This window comes from Bradyrhizobium sp. USDA 326 (assembly GCF_049739485.1).
Taxonomy (GTDB): domain Bacteria; phylum Pseudomonadota; class Alphaproteobacteria; order Rhizobiales; family Xanthobacteraceae; genus Bradyrhizobium.
In genome coordinates this window covers 5,018,002-5,036,801 of the sequence record NZ_JBMGQA010000001.1, presented here as the reverse complement: position 1 = coordinate 5,036,801, position 18,800 = coordinate 5,018,002, and the positions used below count along the sequence as shown (strand labels likewise).

Here is an 18,800-nt window from a genome sequence, read left to right as displayed (position 1 = left end):
GGAATCTCGAGATTCTCAGGTGCGCAAGTGCGCACCATAGTTCGCCCTTCGGGCGCCCCGGAATGACGTCTCATTCGAACCGACGACTGCGTCGTCACCCAAACCGCCTTCTACGCCATTCGATCAGCTTGGCGCTGACCTCTTCCGGCTTCTCCTGCTGCGTCCAATGGCCGCTGTCCCTCACGAGATACTTCTCGAGGTCATCGATCAGCTTCTCCATGCCGTCGGCCGCCGAGGGCGGCAGCACGGCATCGTTCTCGGCCATGATCATCAACGACGGGACGTGGATGTGATGATCCAATCCCTTCGCGCGCTCCCAATTGCGCGTAAAATTGCGATACCAGTTGATGCCGCCGGTGAAGCCGGTTTTTGTGAACGTGTCGACGAACACTTTCTTCTCCTCCGCCGACAGGATCGGCGTGCGCGGATCGACCTTGGCGTCGTACGCCGCGATCATCTGCGGGAAGGCCAGATTGGTCTTCGACGAAGCGCCGACACCCGCGATCGGCGGCTCGTCCGGTTTCGCCGCTGGCTTTGCCAGCGGCTTGCGCATGAAAGCGTCGAAGGTCTGCTCGACGCGGCTGCCGAAGATCCTGTCCGGCTCCCGCGCGGGATCCTGGAATTGGACGATGTACATCTGGTCGCCGTAACGCTGGCGGAACAGCGCGATGGGGTCGATCGGCATGCGGTCCCAATGCGGCGTGTTGACGCCGACGACGCCTGCGACGCGCGAGGGATGCCGCAGCGGCATCTGCCAGACCACGAAGCCACCCCAGTCATGGCCGACGAAGATCGCCTTGTCGATGTTCAGGTGATCGAGCAGACCGACGAGATCGCCGGTCAAATGTTCCATGTCATAGGCTTCGACCGGCTCAGGCCGATCGGTCGCGCCATAGCCGCGCTGGTCCGGGGCAATCACCCGGATGCCGGCCTCGCTCAGCGCCTTGATCTGGTGACGCCAGGAAAAGGCGAGCTCCGGCCAGCCGTGGCACAGCACAATCGGCGGCTTGTCGTCGGCCGGGCCCGCCTCATAATAGCCCATGCGGATTCCGTTCGTCTGCGCGAACTTGAGCGGCGGCATTTCAATCATCATGGCTTCCCTATTCCGCCGCACCCTTGATGTCGGCGGCCGGCGGCGCATACGCCGCCTCCAGCGCGGCAAACTCCTCCGGCAGCATATCGCACATCACCTGCACATGCGGAATGATGTTGGCCCCGACGATGAAACCGAAATCGAGCTGGTCGCGGTAGCTCTGCACGGTGATGTTGAGCGCCTGCCCGTGCGTCGAGATCGACACCGGGAAGATGTGCAACAGCTCGGCGCCGGCGGCATAGAGCGTCTGCCGCGGCCCGGGCACGTTGGACACCGTGATGTTGGCAGCCGGCGGCAGCACGTCGGAGAGATTCGAGCGGCTGTAGAGCAGCGCCAGGATCTGCACCATGATCGGCGCGCCTAGCATCGAGATGTTGGAGACCTGGGGCATCAGCGCACGCAAGGGATGCGACATCTCCTTGGACTTGGTCGATTGCGCGATGATCGCCTCCAGCCGCGCCTTGGGATCCTCGATGTTGGTCGCGATCGAGCAGATCATGCCGAACACCTGGTTGTTGGCCTCGGTGTTGCCCTCCTCACGCAGCGAGATCGGCACCGCTGCGGTCAAGGATTTCGCCGGCAGCGTGCCGTATCGCAGGAGATAGCGGCGGACCACGCCCGAGGCGAGCGCCAGCACGACGTCGTTGAGCTTGCCGCCGGCCTGCTTGGCCAGAGCCTTCGCCCGGGACAGCGGGATCGACACGCCGGCGAAGCTCCGCTCCGAGGAGATGGTCTTGTTGAGCATGGTCGCCGGCGAGACCATGCTGGCGAGACTCTCGCGCGACTTCGGATCGGCGATCTTGCCGAGCACATCGGACACGCTCTTGAGCACGGCCGGGATGTTGCCGGCGAAGCGCACCGCGCTCTCGATCTGGTACATCGCATTGTCGAACAGGATCGAGCCGATGTCGCTCTTGCCGGTGCGCGGCAATTGCAGGTTCTTCGCCGCCGCCGAGGCATCGAGCGGCTGGCTGAACAGCTGCTGATAGGAATCGAGCAGGTTCGCGGCGATGTCGCGCGGCTCCTGTCCGGGCTTGCTTCCAGCCGTCGGCGGATCGACCTTCCGCGGGATCGGCGAGATATCGTAGATCATGTTGGTCAGCGCAGCGCCCGCGCCGCCATCGATCGCGGCATGATGCATCTTGGAATAGAGCCCGACCTCGTTGTCCTTCATGCCCTCGAAGACGTAGAACTCCCAGAGCGGGCGGGCGCGGTTCAGGAGCTTGGCATGCATCCAGCCGACGATGCGCTCCAGCGTGGCGCGGTCGCGCGGTTGCGGCAGGCTGGCGCGAAAAATGTGACGGTCGATGTCGAACTGATCATCCTCGACCCAGGAGGGGTGATCGATGTCGAGCGGGGCCTTCTCCAGCCGTGCCTTAAGGATCGGCGCGATGTGCAGGCGCGAGACGATCATCGCCTTGAAGTCTTCGAAGAAGTCGCCCCTGTAATCGTCGGGCAGGCGAAAGATCGCCATGCTGCCGACATGCATCGGCATTTCGGGCGTTTCCAGATAAAGAAACGACGCGTCCAGCGACGACAGCTTCTTCCCGTCTGCCATGGCTCCCTCCCGCAAGATTTGACGGGCGCCTTAGGCGGCGCTTCTCGTCAGGCGGATACTGCCTGTTCCGGCGGGGCATATGCAATGGCAAACGGCCCTGCCCGGTCAAATGGCCGGAATTCCCCCTCCGGTTGCGCCAGGCGATCCGCCACGGCCCACAGCGCCGCGGGGTTGACCCCGAGCCCGATATGGCTCGCCAGGTGCACCTCGATGTTCTCGGCACGCGCGGAGGGACGAAGCAGACAGGTCCGCCAGTTCACCATACCGTCGGCGCGCGAATAGATCGAGGTCGTCGGCACCGGCAGATCGCCGGCAATCGCCTCGCGCGCTTCGGCAAAATCCTCCACCCTCTCGCCGGACAGCGCTTCGTAAAGCCGCGTCGCGTTGGTGGCCCGCACGTCGTTCGCAAAGGGGCTGCCGAGCGTGATGACGTAACGGATCTTGTCGGGTGCCCAAAGCGCGAGATCGCGGGCATAGACGCCGCCGAGGCTCCATCCGACCAGGCTGACCTTGCGTCCGCTCGCGCCATGGATTTCGGCCAAGCGAGTGCGCAGCGAATCCCGCATCCGCCCGAGCCCCCCGAGATTGCGGCCCATCCGCCAGGCATGTGCCTCATAACCGAGCTCGCTGAGGTAGTGCCGCATCGGCGCCATCGAGAGGTCGCTGGCGAGAAACCCCGGCAGCGCCAGCACCGGATGGCCGTCGCCCCTCGGCGCGCGCATCAGGAGCGGCGACAGCAGCAGGCTTGCATTCAATTCGAACAGTCCACGGGCTTCGGCCAGCAGCAGGCCGAGACCTGGCGGACGAAGCCGGCCCGATTCCAGCGCCCCGTCCGGTCCGGTCGACACTATTTTTTCTTGTCGCCGCTGCGGGAGCCGCCGAGGCCGGCCATCGCGACGAACATGTCCTGAAACCGCTCGGCGATCTTGGGATCGAAGGTGAACCAGCTCTGGATCAGGGATTCCGGCGAGACCTTGTCGATGTTGCTGAGGACCTGCTGCTGCAACTTGTCCATCACCGCCGTCTGCATCGGCGCCACGTCCGGCAGACCGAAGAACTGGCGGGCCTCGAGGGGGGTGCAGTCGATTTCGATATTAACCTTCATGTCCCCTCCAGATGAGATTCGAGCGGCCTGTCGGAGTATCGCCGCGAGTTGTGGTGCAACGCAAGCGACCTGATGCCGGCCGGACATGCCCCGTCCCGCAATCAGTCGGCATGGTCAACCAAAGTCGGAAGGCACGGTCCTCCATGCCTGACAACACGGTCAGCATTGCTGCACAGCGGTGCAACTTGGCGCGTTCCTTGCTGGAATGGCGCTTGCACGGGTCGAGAACTCTGGGCAACATGGATCAGTCAACCCCGCCGAACAATCAAAAATCACCGGCGTGGCAGTGCGGAGAGGGTCAAGAATGTCAATCGGTCAAAGTCTGTTTGCGGCGACGCTCGCCGGTACGCTTGCGTTGGCAATCGCGCCGGCGTCAAGCCAGACGCTACGTTATGCCAACCAGGGCGACCTGAAGTCGCTCGATCCCTACACCCTGAACGAGAGCACCACCCACGCTCATCTTGGCCACGTCTATCAGGGCCTCACCGCGCGCGACAAGGATCTCAAGATCATTCCGGCACTGGCGGAAAGCTGGGAAACGCCGGAGCCGACCCGCTGGCGCTTCCATTTGCGCAAGGGCGTGAAATTCCACAACGGCGATCCCTTCACCGCCGACGACGTGCTGTTCTCGGCCGACCGCGTCCGCAAGAAGGGGTCCAACATGCAGACCCGCCTTGCGCCCGACGTCAAGGTGGTCAAGGTCGACGATTACACCGTCGATTTCATCCTGCCCTCGCCCAATCCCATCCTGCATAACTCGTGGGATGTCTGGTACATCATGGACAAGAAATGGGCCGAGCAGAACAACGTCGTCGATCCGACGCCGGTGGCGGCGACCACGCCGAGCTACGCCTCGCTGCACGAGAATGGCACCGGCCCCTTCATCATCGAAAGTCATCAGCCCGGCGTGAAGACGGTTTTCAAGGCCAACCCCAACTACTGGGGCAAGGTCGAAGGCAACTTGAAGGAGATCATCTTCACCCCGATTGCTTCCGACGCCACCCGCGTCGCCGCGCTGCTCTCGGGCGAAGTCGACGTCATCGAGCCGGTACCAATCCAGGACATCTCCCGCGTCGATTCCAGCCCGAATGCCCAGGTGCTGAAGGGACCGGAGCTGCGCACGATCTTCATCGGTTTCGACCAGACTCGGGACGAGCTGCTCTACTCCAACATCAAGGGCAAGAACCCCTTCAAGGATGCCCGCGTACGCGAAGCCTTCTACAAGGCCATCGACATCGAGCTGATCAAGACGCGCGTGATGCGAGGCCTGTCGACGCCGTCGGCTCTGATGATCGCGCCTGAATTGTTCGCGCTCTCCAAGGATTTCACGCGGCCGAAATTCGATCCTGACGGCGCCAAGAAGCTCCTGACCGAGGCCGGTTACCCCGATGGTTTCGAGGTCACCATGGACTGCCCGAACGATCGTTACGTCAACGACGCCGCGATCTGCCAGGCCGTCGTCGGCATGCTCGCGCGCATCGGCGTCAAGATCAATCTGCTGGCGCAGCCGAAGGCGCAGTACTTCGCCAAGGTGCTCAAGCAGGGCGGCTACCAGACCTCGTTCTACCTGCTGGGTTGGACGCCGAGCACCATGGATTCCCACAACGTGCTCTACGACATCATGGGCTGCCGCGACGATGCGAAATCCTCGCGCGGCGAGGCCAATCTCGGCGGCTACTGCAACAAGGAGTTCGACGCCATCACCGACAAGGTGCTGGTCGAAACCGACACCGCCAAGCGCAACCAGCTGATCAAGCAGGCCTATGAGATCGGCAACAAGGACTGGTCCTACATCCCGCTGCACCAACAGGCGCTGGCCTGGGGCGTATCGAAGAAGGTCAACCTGCCGCAGCGCGCCGACAATCTCGTCATGTTCCACTGGGCGACCAAGAAGGAATAGCGTCCGTCGAACACAGGGTCCCGGCCGCGTGAGGCGTCCGGGACCATTCCTTTTCCGGCTGACAGAGATGTCGGCCGCACGCACACCCAAGGACGGTAGAAGGCATGCTCGCTTTCACTCTTCGCCGCGCCGTTCAGGCCATCGGCGTCATGTTCGCCGTCGGCATCATCGCGTTCTCGATGTTTCGTTTCGCCGGCGACCCCGTCAACCAGATCGTCTCGATCGATACCTCGGCGGCCGAGCGCGCGATCGTGCGCAAATCGCTCGGCCTCGACGATCCCGTGCCGGTGCAGCTCGCGCGCTACTTCGCCGATGCCGCGCAATTCAAGTTCGGCGTTTCCTACCAGTTCCGCCAGCCGGTCTCGGCGCTCTTGATGGAGCGTATGCCCGCGACACTGGAGCTTGCGATCTGCGCAACCGTCTTTGCGATGGTGTTCGGCATCCTGATGGGCGTCTATTCGGCGCTCAAACGCGACACCGTGCTGGCCAAGCTGTTCCAGGCCGTTTCGCTTGTCGGCATCTCGCTTCCGACTTTCCTGATCGGCATTCTCCTGATCTACCTGTTCGCGGTGACCTTGGGCTGGTTGCCCTCGTTCGGCCGCGGGGAGGTGGTCAAGCTCGGCTGGTGGACGACGGGCCTGCTCACGCTCTCCGGACTGAAGGCACTGATCATGCCCTCGATCACACTTGGCCTGTTCCAGATGACCCTGATCATGCGGCTGGTGCGCGCGGAGATGCTGGAAGTGCTGCGGACCGACTATATTCGCTTCGCACGTGCCCGGGGACTGACCACCCGGGCCATCCATTTCGGCCACGCGCTGAAGAACACGCTGATTCCGGTGATCACGGTGGCTGGACTTCAGTTTGGCTCGGTTATTGCATTTTCCATCATCACCGAAACCGTGTTCCAGTGGCCGGGCATGGGACTTCTGTTCGTTCAGGCCGTGCAAAATGTCGATATCCCGATCATGGCCGCCTACCTGCTGATGGTCTCGCTGATCTTCGTCACCATCAATCTGGTGGTCGACATTCTCTATACCGTGGTCGATCCGCGCCTGCGCTCGACCGTCGGTCGCGCCGCATAAGGCAGCCTGCATGTCCGACGCAGCCGTCTCCAATTCCGACAAGCAGGGCGCGCAGCCGACGCATGCCGCCCAGAGCTGGTTCAGCCGCGCGCTCGGCAGCGATCTCTTCTATTCGTTCCGGCGCTCCAAGCTCACCATGGTGGCGGCGGCCATCACGGTCGTGTTCTTTCTGCTGGCGATCTTTGCATCCGCGCTTGCGGTGCAGAACCCGTTCGATCCGGCGCAGCTGCAATTGATGAATTCGCGGATCTCGCCGCTGTGGACCGCCGACGGTCAGAGCCCGTTCCTGCTCGGCACCGACGAGCAGGGTCGCGATGTGTTCTCTGCCATTCTCTATGGCATGCGCATCTCGCTCGCCGTCGGCGTCGCCGGCGTGATCTTCGCCGGCGCGCTCGGCATCGGGCTCGGCCTGATCGCCGGCTATTTCGGCGGCGCGATCGACGGCGTGATCATGCGGATCGCCGACGTGCAACTCACCTTCCCCGCCATCCTGATTGCGCTGCTGGTCAACGGCATCGCGAAGTCGATCCTCGGCAACCGGCTCGATGCCACCAGCATGCTTGTCGTGCTGGTGATCTCGATCGGCCTGAGCTTCTGGGTGGGGTACGCGCGGACCGTGCGCGGCTCCGTGATGGTCGAGAAGAACAAGGACTATGTGGCTGCCGCGCAGCTGATCGGCCTGCCTGCGCCGAAGATCATGCTGCGGCATGTGCTGCCGAACACGATGGGTCCGATCCTGGTCATCGCCACGATCAACCTCGCGCTCGCCATCATCACCGAGGCGACGCTCTCCTTCCTCGGCGTCGGCCTGCCTGACACAATGCCATCTCTCGGCACACTGATCCGCGTCGGCAACAATTATCTGTTCGCCGGCGAATGGTGGATCGTCGCCTTCCCCGGCCTTGCGCTCGCCGCATTGATCCTCTCGATCAACCTGCTCGGCGACTGGCTGCGCGACGCGCTCAACCCGAAGCTTCGATGAGTACGCCTCGCCCATGATCGAACCCGTTCTCTCCGTGCGCAACCTCCAGGTGGAGTTCGCCTCCCGCCGCGGCACGCTGCGCGCCATCGACGATGTCTCCTTCGACATCGCCAAGGGCGAGGTGCTCGGCGTCGTCGGCGAGTCCGGCGCCGGCAAGTCCGTCACCGGCCTCTCCGTGATCGGCCTGATCGATCCGCCCGGCCGCATTGCCGGCGGCGAGATCCGTCTCGCCGGCCTGCGCATTGACAATCTGCCAGCGGAGGAGATGCGCCGCATCAGGGGCAAGCGGATCGGCATGATCTTCCAAGACCCGCTCACCTCGCTCAATCCGCTGTACAAGGTCGGCGACCAGATCGTGGAGACGATCCGGACCCACCTCAATCTGTCGGAGCGGGCGGCGCGACGCCGCGCTATCGATCTGCTCGCCGAGGTCGGCATTCCCGCACCCGAAAAGCGGATCGACGGCTATCCCCACGAATTCTCCGGCGGCATGCGCCAGCGTGTGGTGATTGCGCTGGCAATCTGCGCCGAGCCTGAGCTGATCATCGCGGACGAGCCGACCACCGCGCTCGACGTTTCCGTGCAGGCGCAGATCATCTCGCTGATCAAGCGGCTCGGACGCGACCACGGCACCGCAGTGATGCTGGTGACCCACGACATGGGCGTGATCGCGGAAACCTCCGACCGCGTCGCGGTGATGTATGCCGGCCGCGTCGCCGAGATCGGCCCGGTGCAGGACGTCGTGAGAAACCCGCTGCATCCCTACGCCAAGGGCCTGATGGGGGCGATCCCGACGCTGGCCGGCGAGGACAAGCGCCTGGTGCAGATCCCGGGCTCGATGCCTCGCCTGTCGGCGATCCCGCCGGGCTGTTCGTTCAACCCGCGTTGCGCCTTCGCCTTCGATCGGTGCCGGGTCGATCGGCCGGAGCCGCTGCCACGCGGCGCGCAATCGGTCGCCTGCCATCTCTACGACAATGTGCCGGCGGAGAGCGCGGCATGAGCGTTCCCTTCGTCCAGGCCACAAATCTGCGCCGCGTTTTCGACGTCTCAAAGCCCTGGCTCAACCGCTTGCTCGAAGGCGGCCACCTCGAATACCTCAAGGCGGTGGATGGGGTCACTTTCGACATCAAAAAGGGCGAGACGTTTGCTCTGGTCGGCGAGTCCGGCTCCGGCAAGACCACGGTGGCTCGGATGGTCGTCGGCCTCCTGCCGCCGAGTTCCGGCGATGTCCTGATCGACGGCGTCTCGATGACCGATCCGCGGCAGGCGCCGGCGCGGCGCAAGCTGCGTCGCCGCATTCAGATGATCTTCCAAGATCCCTATGCAAGCCTGAACCCGCGCTTCCGCGTGGATGCCATCATCTCCGAACCGATCCGTGCCTTCGACTTGATCCAGGGCGAGCGTGACATCCAGGCCCGCGTCGGCGAGTTGCTCAGCCTTGTCGGCCTGCATCCCGACGACCGCCTGAAGTTTCCGCATGAGTTTTCCGGCGGCCAGCGCCAGCGTATCGCGATCGCGCGCGCGCTCGCCTCCGATGCCGAGTTCATCGTGTGCGACGAGCCGACCTCCGCGCTCGACGTCTCGGTGCAGGCGCAGATCCTGAACCTGATGCGCGACCTCCAAGACAAGTTCGGCTTGACCTACATGTTCATCAGCCACAACCTCGCCGTGGTCCGCCACATGGCGAGCCGGGTCGGCGTGATGTACCTCGGCCGCATCGTCGAGATCGCGGAAGGACGCGAGTTGTTCACCCGCCCGCGCATGCCCTACACCAAGATGCTGCTGGGCGCGGTGCCTGATCTTGCCATGAGCGGCCGCCAGCGCATTCCGGTCAAGGGCGAGATCCCGAACCCGATCAATCCGCCCTCCGGCTGCGCCTTCAATCCACGCTGTCCGCTCGCGTTCGATCTCTGCCGCAAGGAGACCCCGGAACTGATCGACGGGGTCGCATGCCACGCCGTCAACACCGCGCCGGTCCCGGCGTGACGCGCGCGTGCCATGCAGCCTGCGCATTTGGCGGCGGCGTGGCCCTGTGATCAATTGCGCGCGCCGGAAATAAGGTGGTGAAGTCCATGGGCAGCAATATCAATCCCGATCCATTCACGACGAGACCCGAAATCGAAGGCACGTTCGGGGTCGTTGCCACCACGCACTGGATCGCGACCGCCGTGGGCATGGCCATTCTGGAGAAGGGCGGCAATGCCTTCGATGCCGGCGTCGCCACCGCTTTCACGCTCCAGGTGGTCGAGCCGCATCTGAACGGTCCCGGCGGCGATGTCCCCATCATAGTGCATGACATGAAGCGCGGCCGCACCGAGGTGATCTGCGGTCAGGGCCCGGCACCCGCACGCGCGACCATCGCGCACTATAGAAGCGAAGGTCTCGACATGGTGCCCGGCACCGGCCTGCTGGCGGCCTGCGTTCCCGGCACTTTCGAATCCTGGATGATGCTGCTGCGCGACTACGGCACGATGCGCGTGCGCGACGTGCTGGAGCCCGCGATCTCCTACGCCCGCGACGGCTATCCGCTGGTCGAACGCGCCTGCGCCACGATCCAGACCGTCGAGCAGCTGTTCCGCAAGCATTGGCCGACCTCGGCCGCGGTGTATCTTCCAAACGGCGAAGTGCCGAAGCCCGGCACGCTCTTCACCAACAAGACGCTGGCCGCAACCTACGCCCGCATCCTCAGCGAAGCCGAGAGCGGCGGGGGTGGCCGCGACGCCGAAATCGAGCGCGCGCGCAAAGCCTGGTCGCAAGGCTTCGTCGCTGAGGCCATCGACAAGTTCTGCCGGACGCAGGAGGTGATGGACGTCAGCGGCTCCCCGCACCGCGGCGTCCTTTCCGCCGACGACATGGCGCGCTGGCAGCCGACGGTCGAGGCACCGCTCACTTACCACTATGGCCGATACACCGTCTGCAAGGCCGGCGTCTGGAGCCAGGGCCCCGTCACGCTCCAGCAACTTGCGTTACTCAAGGGCTTTGCGCTCGACGGGCTCGATCCGACCGGACCGGAGTTCATCCATCTCCAGATCGAATGCGCCAAGCTCGCTTTTGCCGACCGCGAAAAATTCTACGGCGATCCTAAATTCAGCGAGATCCCGATCGCGACGCTGCTCTCGGACGCCTATAACGACGAGCGCCGCAAGCTGGTCACCGAGAAGGCTTCGCTCGATCTCCGGCCCGGCGCGGTCGAGGGCTTTGGCGGCGTGGTCAAGCTCCGCCGCGCTGAGGGGCAGCGCGAGGCAGTTGGCGCACTCGGCGCCGGTGAACCAACCGTCGGGCGCTTTGGCGAGGTGCGCGGCGATACCGTGCATTTCGATATCATCGACCAGGCCGGCAACATGGTGTCCTCGACGCCTTCAGGGGGCTGGCTGCAATCTTCGCCTGTCATTCCTGAGCTGGGCTTCTGCCTCGGCAGCCGCGCACAAATGTTCGATCTGGAGGAGAACCAACCGGGCTCGCTCGCGCCGGGCAAGCGACCGCGCACGACGCTCTCTCCGACCATGGCGCTGCGCGATGGCGAGCCTTACCTCGCCTGGGGCTCGCCCGGCGGCGATCAGCAGGACCAGTGGATCACGCAATTCTTCCTGCGCCACGTCCATTGCAACCTCAATCTCCAGGAAGCCATCGACGCGCCGGCCTGGCATTCCGAGCATTTCCCAATTTCCTTCTGGCCGCGCACCGCGCGCCCCGGCGTGCTCGTGGTCGAGAACCGCGTGCCGAAGGCGACCATCGAAAACCTGCGCGAGCGCGGGCATATCGTCGAGGTCGGTCCCGACTGGTCGGAAGGCCGCCTCACCGCGGCTTCGCGCGTCGGCGTGCGCCGCCGTGCCGCCGCCAACCCGCGCGGCATGCAAGGCTACGCCGCAGGACGTTGAAGGCAGCCCATGACCTGGTCGATCATCGCGCGAGATCCTGCCACCGGCCAGTTCGGCATCGCGGTTGCGACCCGCTTCTTCGCCGTCGGCGCGCGGGTTCCGTACATTGCCGCCGGGCTCGGCGCCATCGCAACGCAGGCCTTCGTCAACCCCTATTACGGCATCGACGGCGTCAAGCTGCTGCGCGAAGGTTTGAACGCGCATGACGTGCTCGCCACCCTGCTCGCGACCGATGACGGCCGGGAGAGCCGCCAGCTTCATATCATGGACGGCAGCGGCGAGATCGCCGCGCATACCGGGCGTGATTGCATCGACTGGTGCGGCCACATCGCGGGCAGCGGCTTCTCGATCGCCGGCAACATGCTCGCCTGCGCCGACGTGCTCGACGAGACGGCAAAGACCTACATCGCCAATGACAGCCTGCCCTTCCCGCGCCGCCTGCTCGCGGCGATGCGCGCAGGTGAAGCCGCGGGCGGGGACAAGCGCGGCAAGCAGTCCGCCGCGCTGCTGATCCACGGCGAAGAGGAATGGCCGGCGCTCGACATTCGCGCCGACGATCATCCCGACCCGCTGGGCGAGCTCGAGCGGCTCGAGCGTGTCAGCCACGAGCTCTGGGTGCACTTCCGCGCCTCCATGCCGACTCGGCAGAACCCGGCCGGCAGCACCGATCGCAGCGTCATCGACGCCAGCATCGCCGCCGCCCGGGCAAGGCAGTCATGAGCACGAGCCCGCTCATCGAGATCCAGGATCTGCGCATCCGTTTTCACGGCGACGACGGCCGTATCACGCACGCCGTCGACGGCGTCGATCTCAGCGTCGCCAATGGCGCCACGCTCGGCCTCGTCGGCGAATCCGGTTGCGGCAAGAGCGTGACGTCGCTCGCCATCATGGGCCTCTTGCCGAAGCAGAGCGCGGAAATATCGGGCGCGATCCGCTTCGACGGTTTCGACCTGCTGAAGACCCCGGACCAGACGCTGCGCGATCTGCGCGGCAATCGGCTGGCGATGATCTTCCAGGAGCCGATGACCTCGCTCAACCCGAGCTTCACCATTGGCGACCAGATCATCGAGACGATCGTGCGCCATCGTGGCGGCTCGCAAAGAAGCGCGCGCGAGCGCGCGATCGAGCTGCTGCGGCGCGTCCACATCCCGTCGCCCGAGCGGCGCATCGACGAGTATCCGCACAAGCTCTCCGGCGGCATGCGCCAACGCGTGATGATCGCGATGGCGCTGGCCTGCGATCCGCGCCTGCTCATCGCCGACGAGCCGACGACCGCCCTCGACGTCACCCTGCAGGCCCAGATCCTGGAGCTGATGCGCGAGCTGAAAGCCGCGAGCGGCGCCGCGATCATCCTGATCACCCACGATCTCGGGGTCGTCGCCGAGGTCTGCGACGAGGTCGCGGTGATGTATGCCGGCGAGATCGTCGAGCGCGCGCCGGTGGACGAGCTGTTCTCGTCGCCCCAGCATCCCTACACCGTCGGTCTGCTCGGCTCGATCCCCCGGCTCGACCATCGGGCCGAACAGCTTGCGACGATCGAAGGCATGGTCCCGAACATGGCGCAGCCGCCCGCCGGTTGCCGGTTCGCCGCGCGCTGTCCCTTCGTGCTGCACGCCTGCACGAAGGCGTCGCCGCCGCTGCTGGAAGTCGGCCCCGGGCACCTCTCGCGCTGCATCCGCGCGCCGCTCGAACTCCTGGTGTCGTGATGGCCCTGCTCGAGGTCGAAGGCCTGGTCAAGCATTTCGTCGCCGAGCGCTCGCTGTTCGGCCGCGCATTGGCGCACGTCAAGGCCGTCGATGGCGTTTCGTTCTCGCTCGACGCCGGCAAGACGCTGGCCCTCGTCGGCGAATCCGGATGCGGCAAGTCCACCGTCAGCCGTCTGGTGCTGCGGCTGATCGAGCCGGATGCGGGCGCGGTCCGCTTCGACGGCCGCGACCTGCTCTCGCTCGACGCCAACGGCTTGCGCTCCTTCCGGCGTGAAGCCCAGATCATCTTCCAGGATCCCTACGCCTCGCTCAATCCGCGCATGACGGTCGGGCAGATCCTGACCGAGCCGCTGGCGCTGCACGATCTCGTTCCGGCGCCGCGCCGATCTGAGCGCGTTTCCGAGCTGCTGCGGCTGGTCGGGCTCGAGCCGCGGCTGGCGCGGCGCTATCCGCATGAATTCTCCGGCGGTCAGCGCCAGCGCATCGCCATCGCGCGCGCACTCGCGGTCGAGCCGAAGCTGATCATCTGCGACGAGCCGGTCTCGGCGCTCGACGTCTCGATCCGCTCGCAGATCCTGAATTTGCTGAGCGAGCTGCAGGACCGGCTCGGCCTCGCCTACATTTTCGTCTCGCACGATCTCGCCGTGGTCAAGCACATCGCCGACCACGTGGCGGTGATGAATCTCGGCCAGATCGTCGAGACCGCGGAGGCGGACACGCTGTTCGCCGCGCCGCGCCATCCCTACAGCCGGGCGCTGCTGTCCGCGATCCCTGTGCCTAAACCGCGGGCAAAGAGCAGCCGGATTGTGCTGCAGGGAGAGATCCCCAGCGCGATCAATCCGCCGCCGGGATGCCGCTTCCACACCCGCTGCCCTTATGTCGTCGATCGCTGCCGCAGCGAAATGCCTCGGCTCGTCGCGGATGGCATCGGACATGCAACGGCCTGCCACCGAACACCGGAACTGCCCTCTTCGGAGGCGATCGTCCCCATGGACGGCGGCTTCTCGCCGGTCCTGGAAAAACTGGTCGCAGCCTTCAGCGGCCGGCCGGAAGCAGCACGCGGCGGCGGGGTTCGTTCATTGGGGGCGGCCCCCACATCGCCGTGAAACAGAGGTTGAGAACGATGAGCTTTGTGCGTTTGACAATCCTGGCGTCGGCATTGCTGACGTCGCTCGCGGGCACCGCCCAGGCGCAGACTACGCTTCGCATCGGCATCGCCGAAGACCCCGACATCCTCGATCCCAGCATCGGCCGCACTTATGTCGGCCGCATCGTCTTCTCCGCGTTCTGTGACAAGCTGTTCGACATCGACGAGAAGCTCAACATCGTGCCGCAGCTGGCGTTGTCCCACGAGACATCGGCCGACGGCAAGGCCATGACAATCAAGCTTCGGCCGGGCGTCAAATTCCACGACGGCGAACCGCTGGACGCGGAAGCCGCAAAATTCTCGATCGAGCGTCACATGACGCTGCCGACCTCGTTCCGCAAGTCGGAGCTCGCCAGCGTCGACCACGTCGAGGTGGTCGATCCTCTCACCATCAAGCTGGTGCTGAAGACGCCCTACTCGCCGCTGATCGCCCAGCTCACCGACCGCTCCGGCATGATGGTCTCGCCCAAGGCTGCGAAGGAGGCCGGTGACAAGTTCGGCCTGCATCCGGTCTGCGCCGGTCCCTACAAATTCGTCGAGCGCGTCCAGCAGGACCGCATGGTGTTCGAGAAATTCGCCGATTACTGGAACAAGGACAACATCCACATCGACCGCGTCGTGTTCCAGCCGATCGTCGACGCCACCGTGCGCCTCGCCAATCTGAAGTCCGGCGCGCTCGACCTGATCGAACGCGTGCTCGCCACCGACATCAAGGACGTCCGCGCCGATTCCCGCCTCGTATTGTCGACCGCGCCGGAGCTTGGCTATCTCGGGCTGACCATCAACATCGGCAACGACAAGAACAAGGGCCCGCTGAGCCAGTCGGCAAAAGTCCGGCAAGCGCTGGATCTGTCCATCGATCGCGAGGCTCTCAACCAGGTCGTGTTCAACGGCGAGTTCACTCCGGGTAACCAATGGGTCAGCCCGACGCATCCCTATTACCAGAAGGCATTCCCGGTTCGCGGCCGCGACGTTGCCAAGGCCAAGGCGCTCCTGAAGGAAGCGGGCGTCACTTTGCCGGTGACGGTGGATTACATGATTCCGAAGGGCGCGGAAAACGAGGCGGTCGCCCAGGTTGTCCAGTCGATGGCGGCGGAAGCTGGCTTCGACATCAAGATCCGCGCGGTCGAATTTGCGACCACCTTCAAGCAGGCCCAGGCCGGCGAGTTCCAGGTCTTCCAGATCAACTGGAGCGGCCGGATCGATCCCGACGGCAATTCCTACATCTTCATGCGCAGCAAGGCGCCTCAGAATGACGGAGGTTATTCCAACCCTGAGGCCGACAAGCTCTTGGAAGAGGGGCGAGCGACAGCGAACGTCGACGAACGCAAGGCGATCTACGCGAAGCTGACCAAGGTCCTGCTCGACGACCTGCCGATCATCTACATCTATCACCGCACGCTCCTGATCGCGCACACCAAGAAGCTCGAGGGTTACCGGCAGATGCCCGATGGCCTCGTGCGCGTGGTCGGGCTGAAGTTCAAGTGATAGATCTGATGAAGACGGTGGCGTGTCCCGGACGCGGCGCAGCGCATAAGCGCTGCTCCGCAGAGCCTGGACCCACAGCAGCAGCGAACCGCGGCCGTTGGGTCCCGGTTCAGCGGCGCAACATTGCATGTTGCGCAGCGCCCGGGACACAAGCCGCACCATGCTGAACTTCCTCGCCCGCCGGATCGCGCAGATCGTGCCGACACTGTTCTTCGTGTCGGTGCTGATCTTCTCGTTGCAGCAATTGCTGCCGGGCGATCCCGCGCTGGTGATGGCCGGCGAGGAGCGCGATCCCGCCGTGATCGAGCAGATCCGCCAGCAATACAAGCTCGACCAGCCGGTCCCGGTGCAGTACGTCTACTGGCTCAGGGGCGTGCTGACGGGTAATTTCGGCGAGTCGCTGCGCAACAAGATGCCGGTGCGCGAGCTGATCGCGCAGAAGCTGCCGGTGACGCTGCAGCTCGGCTCGATGGCGATCCTGATCGCGTTCTGCATCGGCATTCCCGCAGGCATCATCTCCGCGGTGAAGAAAGGCACGGCCTGGGACTATGGCGCCAATCTGTTCGCGCTGTGGGGCATCTCGACGCCGAATTTCTGGCTCGGAATCCTCCTGATCTTCCTGTTCTCGATCAAGCTTGGCTGGCTGCCCGCCTCCGGCTACGTGCCGCTGACCGAGGACTGGCGCGCGAGCCTGGCCGCCACCATCATGCCGGCCTTCGTGCTCGGCAACGCGATTTCCGCGATCCTGATGCGGCATACCCGCAGCGCCATGCTCCAGGTGCTGGAAAGCGACTATGTCCGCACCGCGCGGGCAAAGGGCCTTTCCGAGCGCTCGGTCATCCTCAAGCACGCCATGCGCAATGCGCTGACGCCGATCATCACGCTCGGCGCGCTCGAGCTCGGCACGCTGCTGTCGGGCGCGGTGCTGACCGAGCAGATCTTCTCCATTCCCGGCTTCGGCAAGCTGATCGTCGATGCCGTCTTCAACCGCGACTATGCGGTGGTGCAGGGTGTGGTGCTGGTGACCGCCACTGTCTACATCACGCTGAACCTTGTCGCTGACGTTGCCTATATCCTCGTCAATCCGCGGCTGCGAGGCTGACCCCATGACCGACGCCGCGCTGCCCAGTTCCGTCACGCAAGCCTACGAGCTGGATAGCCCGGCCCGCCGCGCACGTCGGCGGCTGTTCAAGCGCAAGGCAGCGGTGTTCGGGCTTGTCGTGATTACAACATTCATTCTTCTCGCAGTCCTCGCGCCACTCGTCGTGCCCTACGACCCCATCGCGACGAGCTGGGGCCTGGTGCGCAAGCCGCCGACCGCGGCGCACTGGTTCGGCACCGACGAGCTCGGCCGCGACATCCTCAGCCGCGTCGTCTACGGCGCGCGTGCCTCCCTGCTCGCGGGCCTCATCTCGGTCGCGATCGCGCTCGGCATCGGCGTGCCGCTCGGCCTTCTCGCAGGCTATCGCGGCGGCTTCACTGACGCGCTGATCAGCCGGATCACCGATGCGATGCTGGCCTGCCCGTTCCTGATTCTGGCGATCGCGCTCGCGGCATTCCTCGGGCCGAGCCTCGGCAATGCCATGATTGCGATCGGCATCTCGGCGACCCCGATCTTCATCCGCCTGACCCGCGGCCAGGTGCTCGTCGTCAAGGCCGAGGACTATGTCGAAGCTGCGCGGGCGCTCGGCAATCCGCCGTGGCGGATCGCGTTCTCCCATATCCTGCCGAACATCCTGCCCGCGCTGCTGGTACAGGCGACGCTGTCGATCGCCGCCGCCATCATCGCGGAAGCTGCTCTGTCCTTCCTCGGCCTCGGCCAGCAGCCGCCCGCGCCGTCCTGGGGCAGCATGCTCAACGCCGCGCAACGCTTCCTGACCCAGGCGCCCTGGATGGCGATCTGGCCCGGGCTTGCGATCTTTCTCGTGGTGCTGTCGCTGAACCTGCTCGGCGACGGCCTGCGCGACGCGCTCGATCCGCGGCAGCGCTAGTCATTCCTCATGGTGAGGGGCGCGTTCTTGCACCTCTCGAACCATGAAAGCCCAGCTGCAACCCGCGGCCATCCTTCGAGACGCGGCCTCACGGCCGCTCCTGGGGATGAGGACCTCAAATCACCACTTCCCGCATCACCCGCCGGCAATCCATCTCGTATTCGAGATCGATCACCGGCGGCCGGGCAAAATGCCAGGTCAGGCCGGAGCGCAATGCGCCGCGGCGGACCAGTTCGTCGACCAGCGCGTGGTGAAAATCGTGCACGGAATAGGCTTGCACGCCGGTCGTGTCCTTCCAGCCGAAGCCGAAGGCCGCCATCCGACTCTCCATTTGCGAGGTCGTGGTGAAGCGAACCTTCTCCCGCAGGCCTTCCGGACTGAGATCACGGTAGCGCACGGTGCGCTCGACATAGGTGCCGCTACCCTCACGGGCCTCGGCGCCGCCGGCGATGACGAAGCTGGGCGCGTTTGACTGCGTCGGGCGCGTGAAGGAGAACGCGTAGAAGGACGGCTCGGACGGCGGATCGATCTCCGGACAGACATTGCTGCGCGCCACCGGATTGGTGGTGCCGTCGAAGATACCCCACTCGGAGAGCGTCTTCACATAGTGCAAGTTGAACGTACGAAAGCCTTCCTCGCTGAAGGCCGCTGGTGAACGCAGCTCGCAGGCACAGAATGCCGTCAACGGACGCCCCGCCGCCTGAATGAACCTTGCGGCCAGCGCAAAGCCTTCCGCGAGCGGCACAAGACGGTCGAACCGGACGCGCTCGATCTCATAGCCCTCATCCGCAGCGGCGCCGGCGGAATACTGGAACACGGATGGAATGAAACGATAGCTTCCGGCGGAGAATTCGCGCGTCATGACAG

Annotated in this window: 17 protein-coding genes; 12 read left to right on the top strand and 5 right to left on the bottom strand. The window is 64.8% G+C overall.

Annotated elements, in window-relative coordinates; all coding sequences use genetic code 11:
- Window positions 1-94: 94 nt before the first annotated feature.
- Genes ABIG06_RS23745 through ABIG06_RS23730 form a run of 4 tightly spaced genes read right to left on the bottom strand, consistent with a single transcriptional unit; the run spans window position 95 to window position 3,756 of the window.
- Window positions 95-1,090 carry an alpha/beta fold hydrolase gene (locus ABIG06_RS23745; RefSeq protein WP_370140896.1) on the bottom strand — a complete coding sequence of 332 codons (996 nt, stop codon included), beginning with the start codon at window positions 1,088-1,090 and terminating at the stop codon, window positions 95-97.
- A 10-nt stretch (window positions 1,091-1,100) separates the two neighbouring features.
- Entirely contained in the window at window positions 1,101-2,651 is a 1,551-nt protein-coding gene (locus tag ABIG06_RS23740) for a WS/DGAT/MGAT family O-acyltransferase (protein ID WP_370138810.1), read from the bottom strand.
- A 47-nt stretch (window positions 2,652-2,698) separates the two neighbouring features.
- Window positions 2,699-3,499 carry an esterase/lipase family protein gene (locus ABIG06_RS23735; RefSeq protein ID WP_370138809.1) on the bottom strand — a complete coding sequence of 267 codons (801 nt, stop codon included), beginning with the start codon at window positions 3,497-3,499 and terminating at the stop codon, window positions 2,699-2,701.
- Complete coding sequence (locus tag ABIG06_RS23730) at window positions 3,499-3,756, bottom strand: DUF6489 family protein (RefSeq protein ID WP_370138808.1); 258 nt, start codon at window positions 3,754-3,756, stop codon at window positions 3,499-3,501. The genes ABIG06_RS23735 and ABIG06_RS23730 overlap by 1 nt, the downstream gene beginning before the upstream one ends.
- Window positions 3,757-4,060: 304 nt before the next feature.
- Between ABIG06_RS23730 and ABIG06_RS23725 the strand changes: the two genes are divergently transcribed.
- The 12 genes from ABIG06_RS23725 (at window position 4,061) to ABIG06_RS23670 (ending at window position 17,933) form a co-directional block, all read left to right on the top strand.
- Window positions 4,061-5,656, top strand: a complete 1,596-nt coding sequence (locus tag ABIG06_RS23725) for an ABC transporter substrate-binding protein (RefSeq protein WP_124160651.1) — start codon at window positions 4,061-4,063, stop codon at window positions 5,654-5,656.
- A gap of 104 nt (window positions 5,657-5,760) precedes the next feature.
- Window positions 5,761-6,741, top strand: coding sequence for an ABC transporter permease (locus tag ABIG06_RS23720; RefSeq protein WP_370138807.1), 981 nt, complete (start codon window positions 5,761-5,763; stop codon window positions 6,739-6,741).
- Window positions 6,742-6,751: 10 nt separating this feature from the next.
- The gene (locus ABIG06_RS23715) at window positions 6,752-7,723 is read left to right on the top strand and encodes an ABC transporter permease (protein ID WP_370138806.1); all 972 of its coding nucleotides are present in this window, start codon (window positions 6,752-6,754) and stop codon (window positions 7,721-7,723) included.
- A 13-nt stretch (window positions 7,724-7,736) separates the two neighbouring features.
- On the top strand, window positions 7,737-8,723 hold the full coding sequence (locus ABIG06_RS23710) for an ABC transporter ATP-binding protein (RefSeq protein WP_370138805.1): 987 nt from the start codon (window positions 7,737-7,739) through the stop codon (window positions 8,721-8,723).
- A complete protein-coding gene (locus ABIG06_RS23705) occupies window positions 8,720-9,709 on the top strand; it encodes an ABC transporter ATP-binding protein (RefSeq protein WP_124160647.1) in 990 nt (329 codons plus the stop codon). The genes ABIG06_RS23710 and ABIG06_RS23705 overlap by 4 nt, the downstream gene beginning before the upstream one ends.
- Window positions 9,710-9,795: 86 nt before the next feature.
- Window positions 9,796-11,601 carry a gamma-glutamyltransferase family protein gene (locus ABIG06_RS23700; protein WP_370138804.1) on the top strand — a complete coding sequence of 602 codons (1,806 nt, stop codon included), beginning with the start codon at window positions 9,796-9,798 and terminating at the stop codon, window positions 11,599-11,601.
- Between the two features lie 9 nt (window positions 11,602-11,610).
- Complete coding sequence (locus ABIG06_RS23695) at window positions 11,611-12,321, top strand: DUF1028 domain-containing protein (RefSeq protein WP_370138803.1); 711 nt, start codon at window positions 11,611-11,613, stop codon at window positions 12,319-12,321.
- The gene (locus ABIG06_RS23690) at window positions 12,318-13,307 is read left to right on the top strand and encodes an ABC transporter ATP-binding protein (RefSeq protein ID WP_370138802.1); all 990 of its coding nucleotides are present in this window, start codon (window positions 12,318-12,320) and stop codon (window positions 13,305-13,307) included. Before ABIG06_RS23695 ends, ABIG06_RS23690 begins: the two co-directional genes overlap by 4 nt.
- On the top strand, window positions 13,307-14,413 hold the full coding sequence (locus tag ABIG06_RS23685) for an ABC transporter ATP-binding protein (RefSeq protein WP_370138801.1): 1,107 nt from the start codon (window positions 13,307-13,309) through the stop codon (window positions 14,411-14,413). Before ABIG06_RS23690 ends, ABIG06_RS23685 begins: the two co-directional genes overlap by 1 nt.
- 17 nt (window positions 14,414-14,430) lie before the next feature.
- Window positions 14,431-15,942 (top strand): ABC transporter substrate-binding protein, encoded by a 1,512-nt coding sequence (locus ABIG06_RS23680; protein WP_370138800.1) that lies wholly within the window; start codon window positions 14,431-14,433, stop codon window positions 15,940-15,942.
- Window positions 15,943-16,102: 160 nt separating this feature from the next.
- Window positions 16,103-17,044: an ABC transporter permease gene (locus ABIG06_RS23675; RefSeq protein WP_124160641.1), complete on the top strand. Its 942-nt coding sequence runs from the start codon at window positions 16,103-16,105 to the stop codon at window positions 17,042-17,044.
- 4 nt (window positions 17,045-17,048) lie between these two features.
- Window positions 17,049-17,933, top strand: coding sequence for an ABC transporter permease (locus tag ABIG06_RS23670; protein ID WP_370138799.1), 885 nt, complete (start codon window positions 17,049-17,051; stop codon window positions 17,931-17,933).
- A gap of 115 nt (window positions 17,934-18,048) precedes the next feature.
- On the opposite strand, the gene cnbZ is transcribed toward ABIG06_RS23670, so the two are convergent.
- The gene (gene cnbZ, locus ABIG06_RS23665) at window positions 18,049-18,795 is read right to left on the bottom strand and encodes a 2-amino-5-chloromuconate deaminase CnbZ (RefSeq protein ID WP_370138798.1); all 747 of its coding nucleotides are present in this window, start codon (window positions 18,793-18,795) and stop codon (window positions 18,049-18,051) included.
- Between the last annotated feature and the right edge of the window lie 5 nt (window positions 18,796-18,800).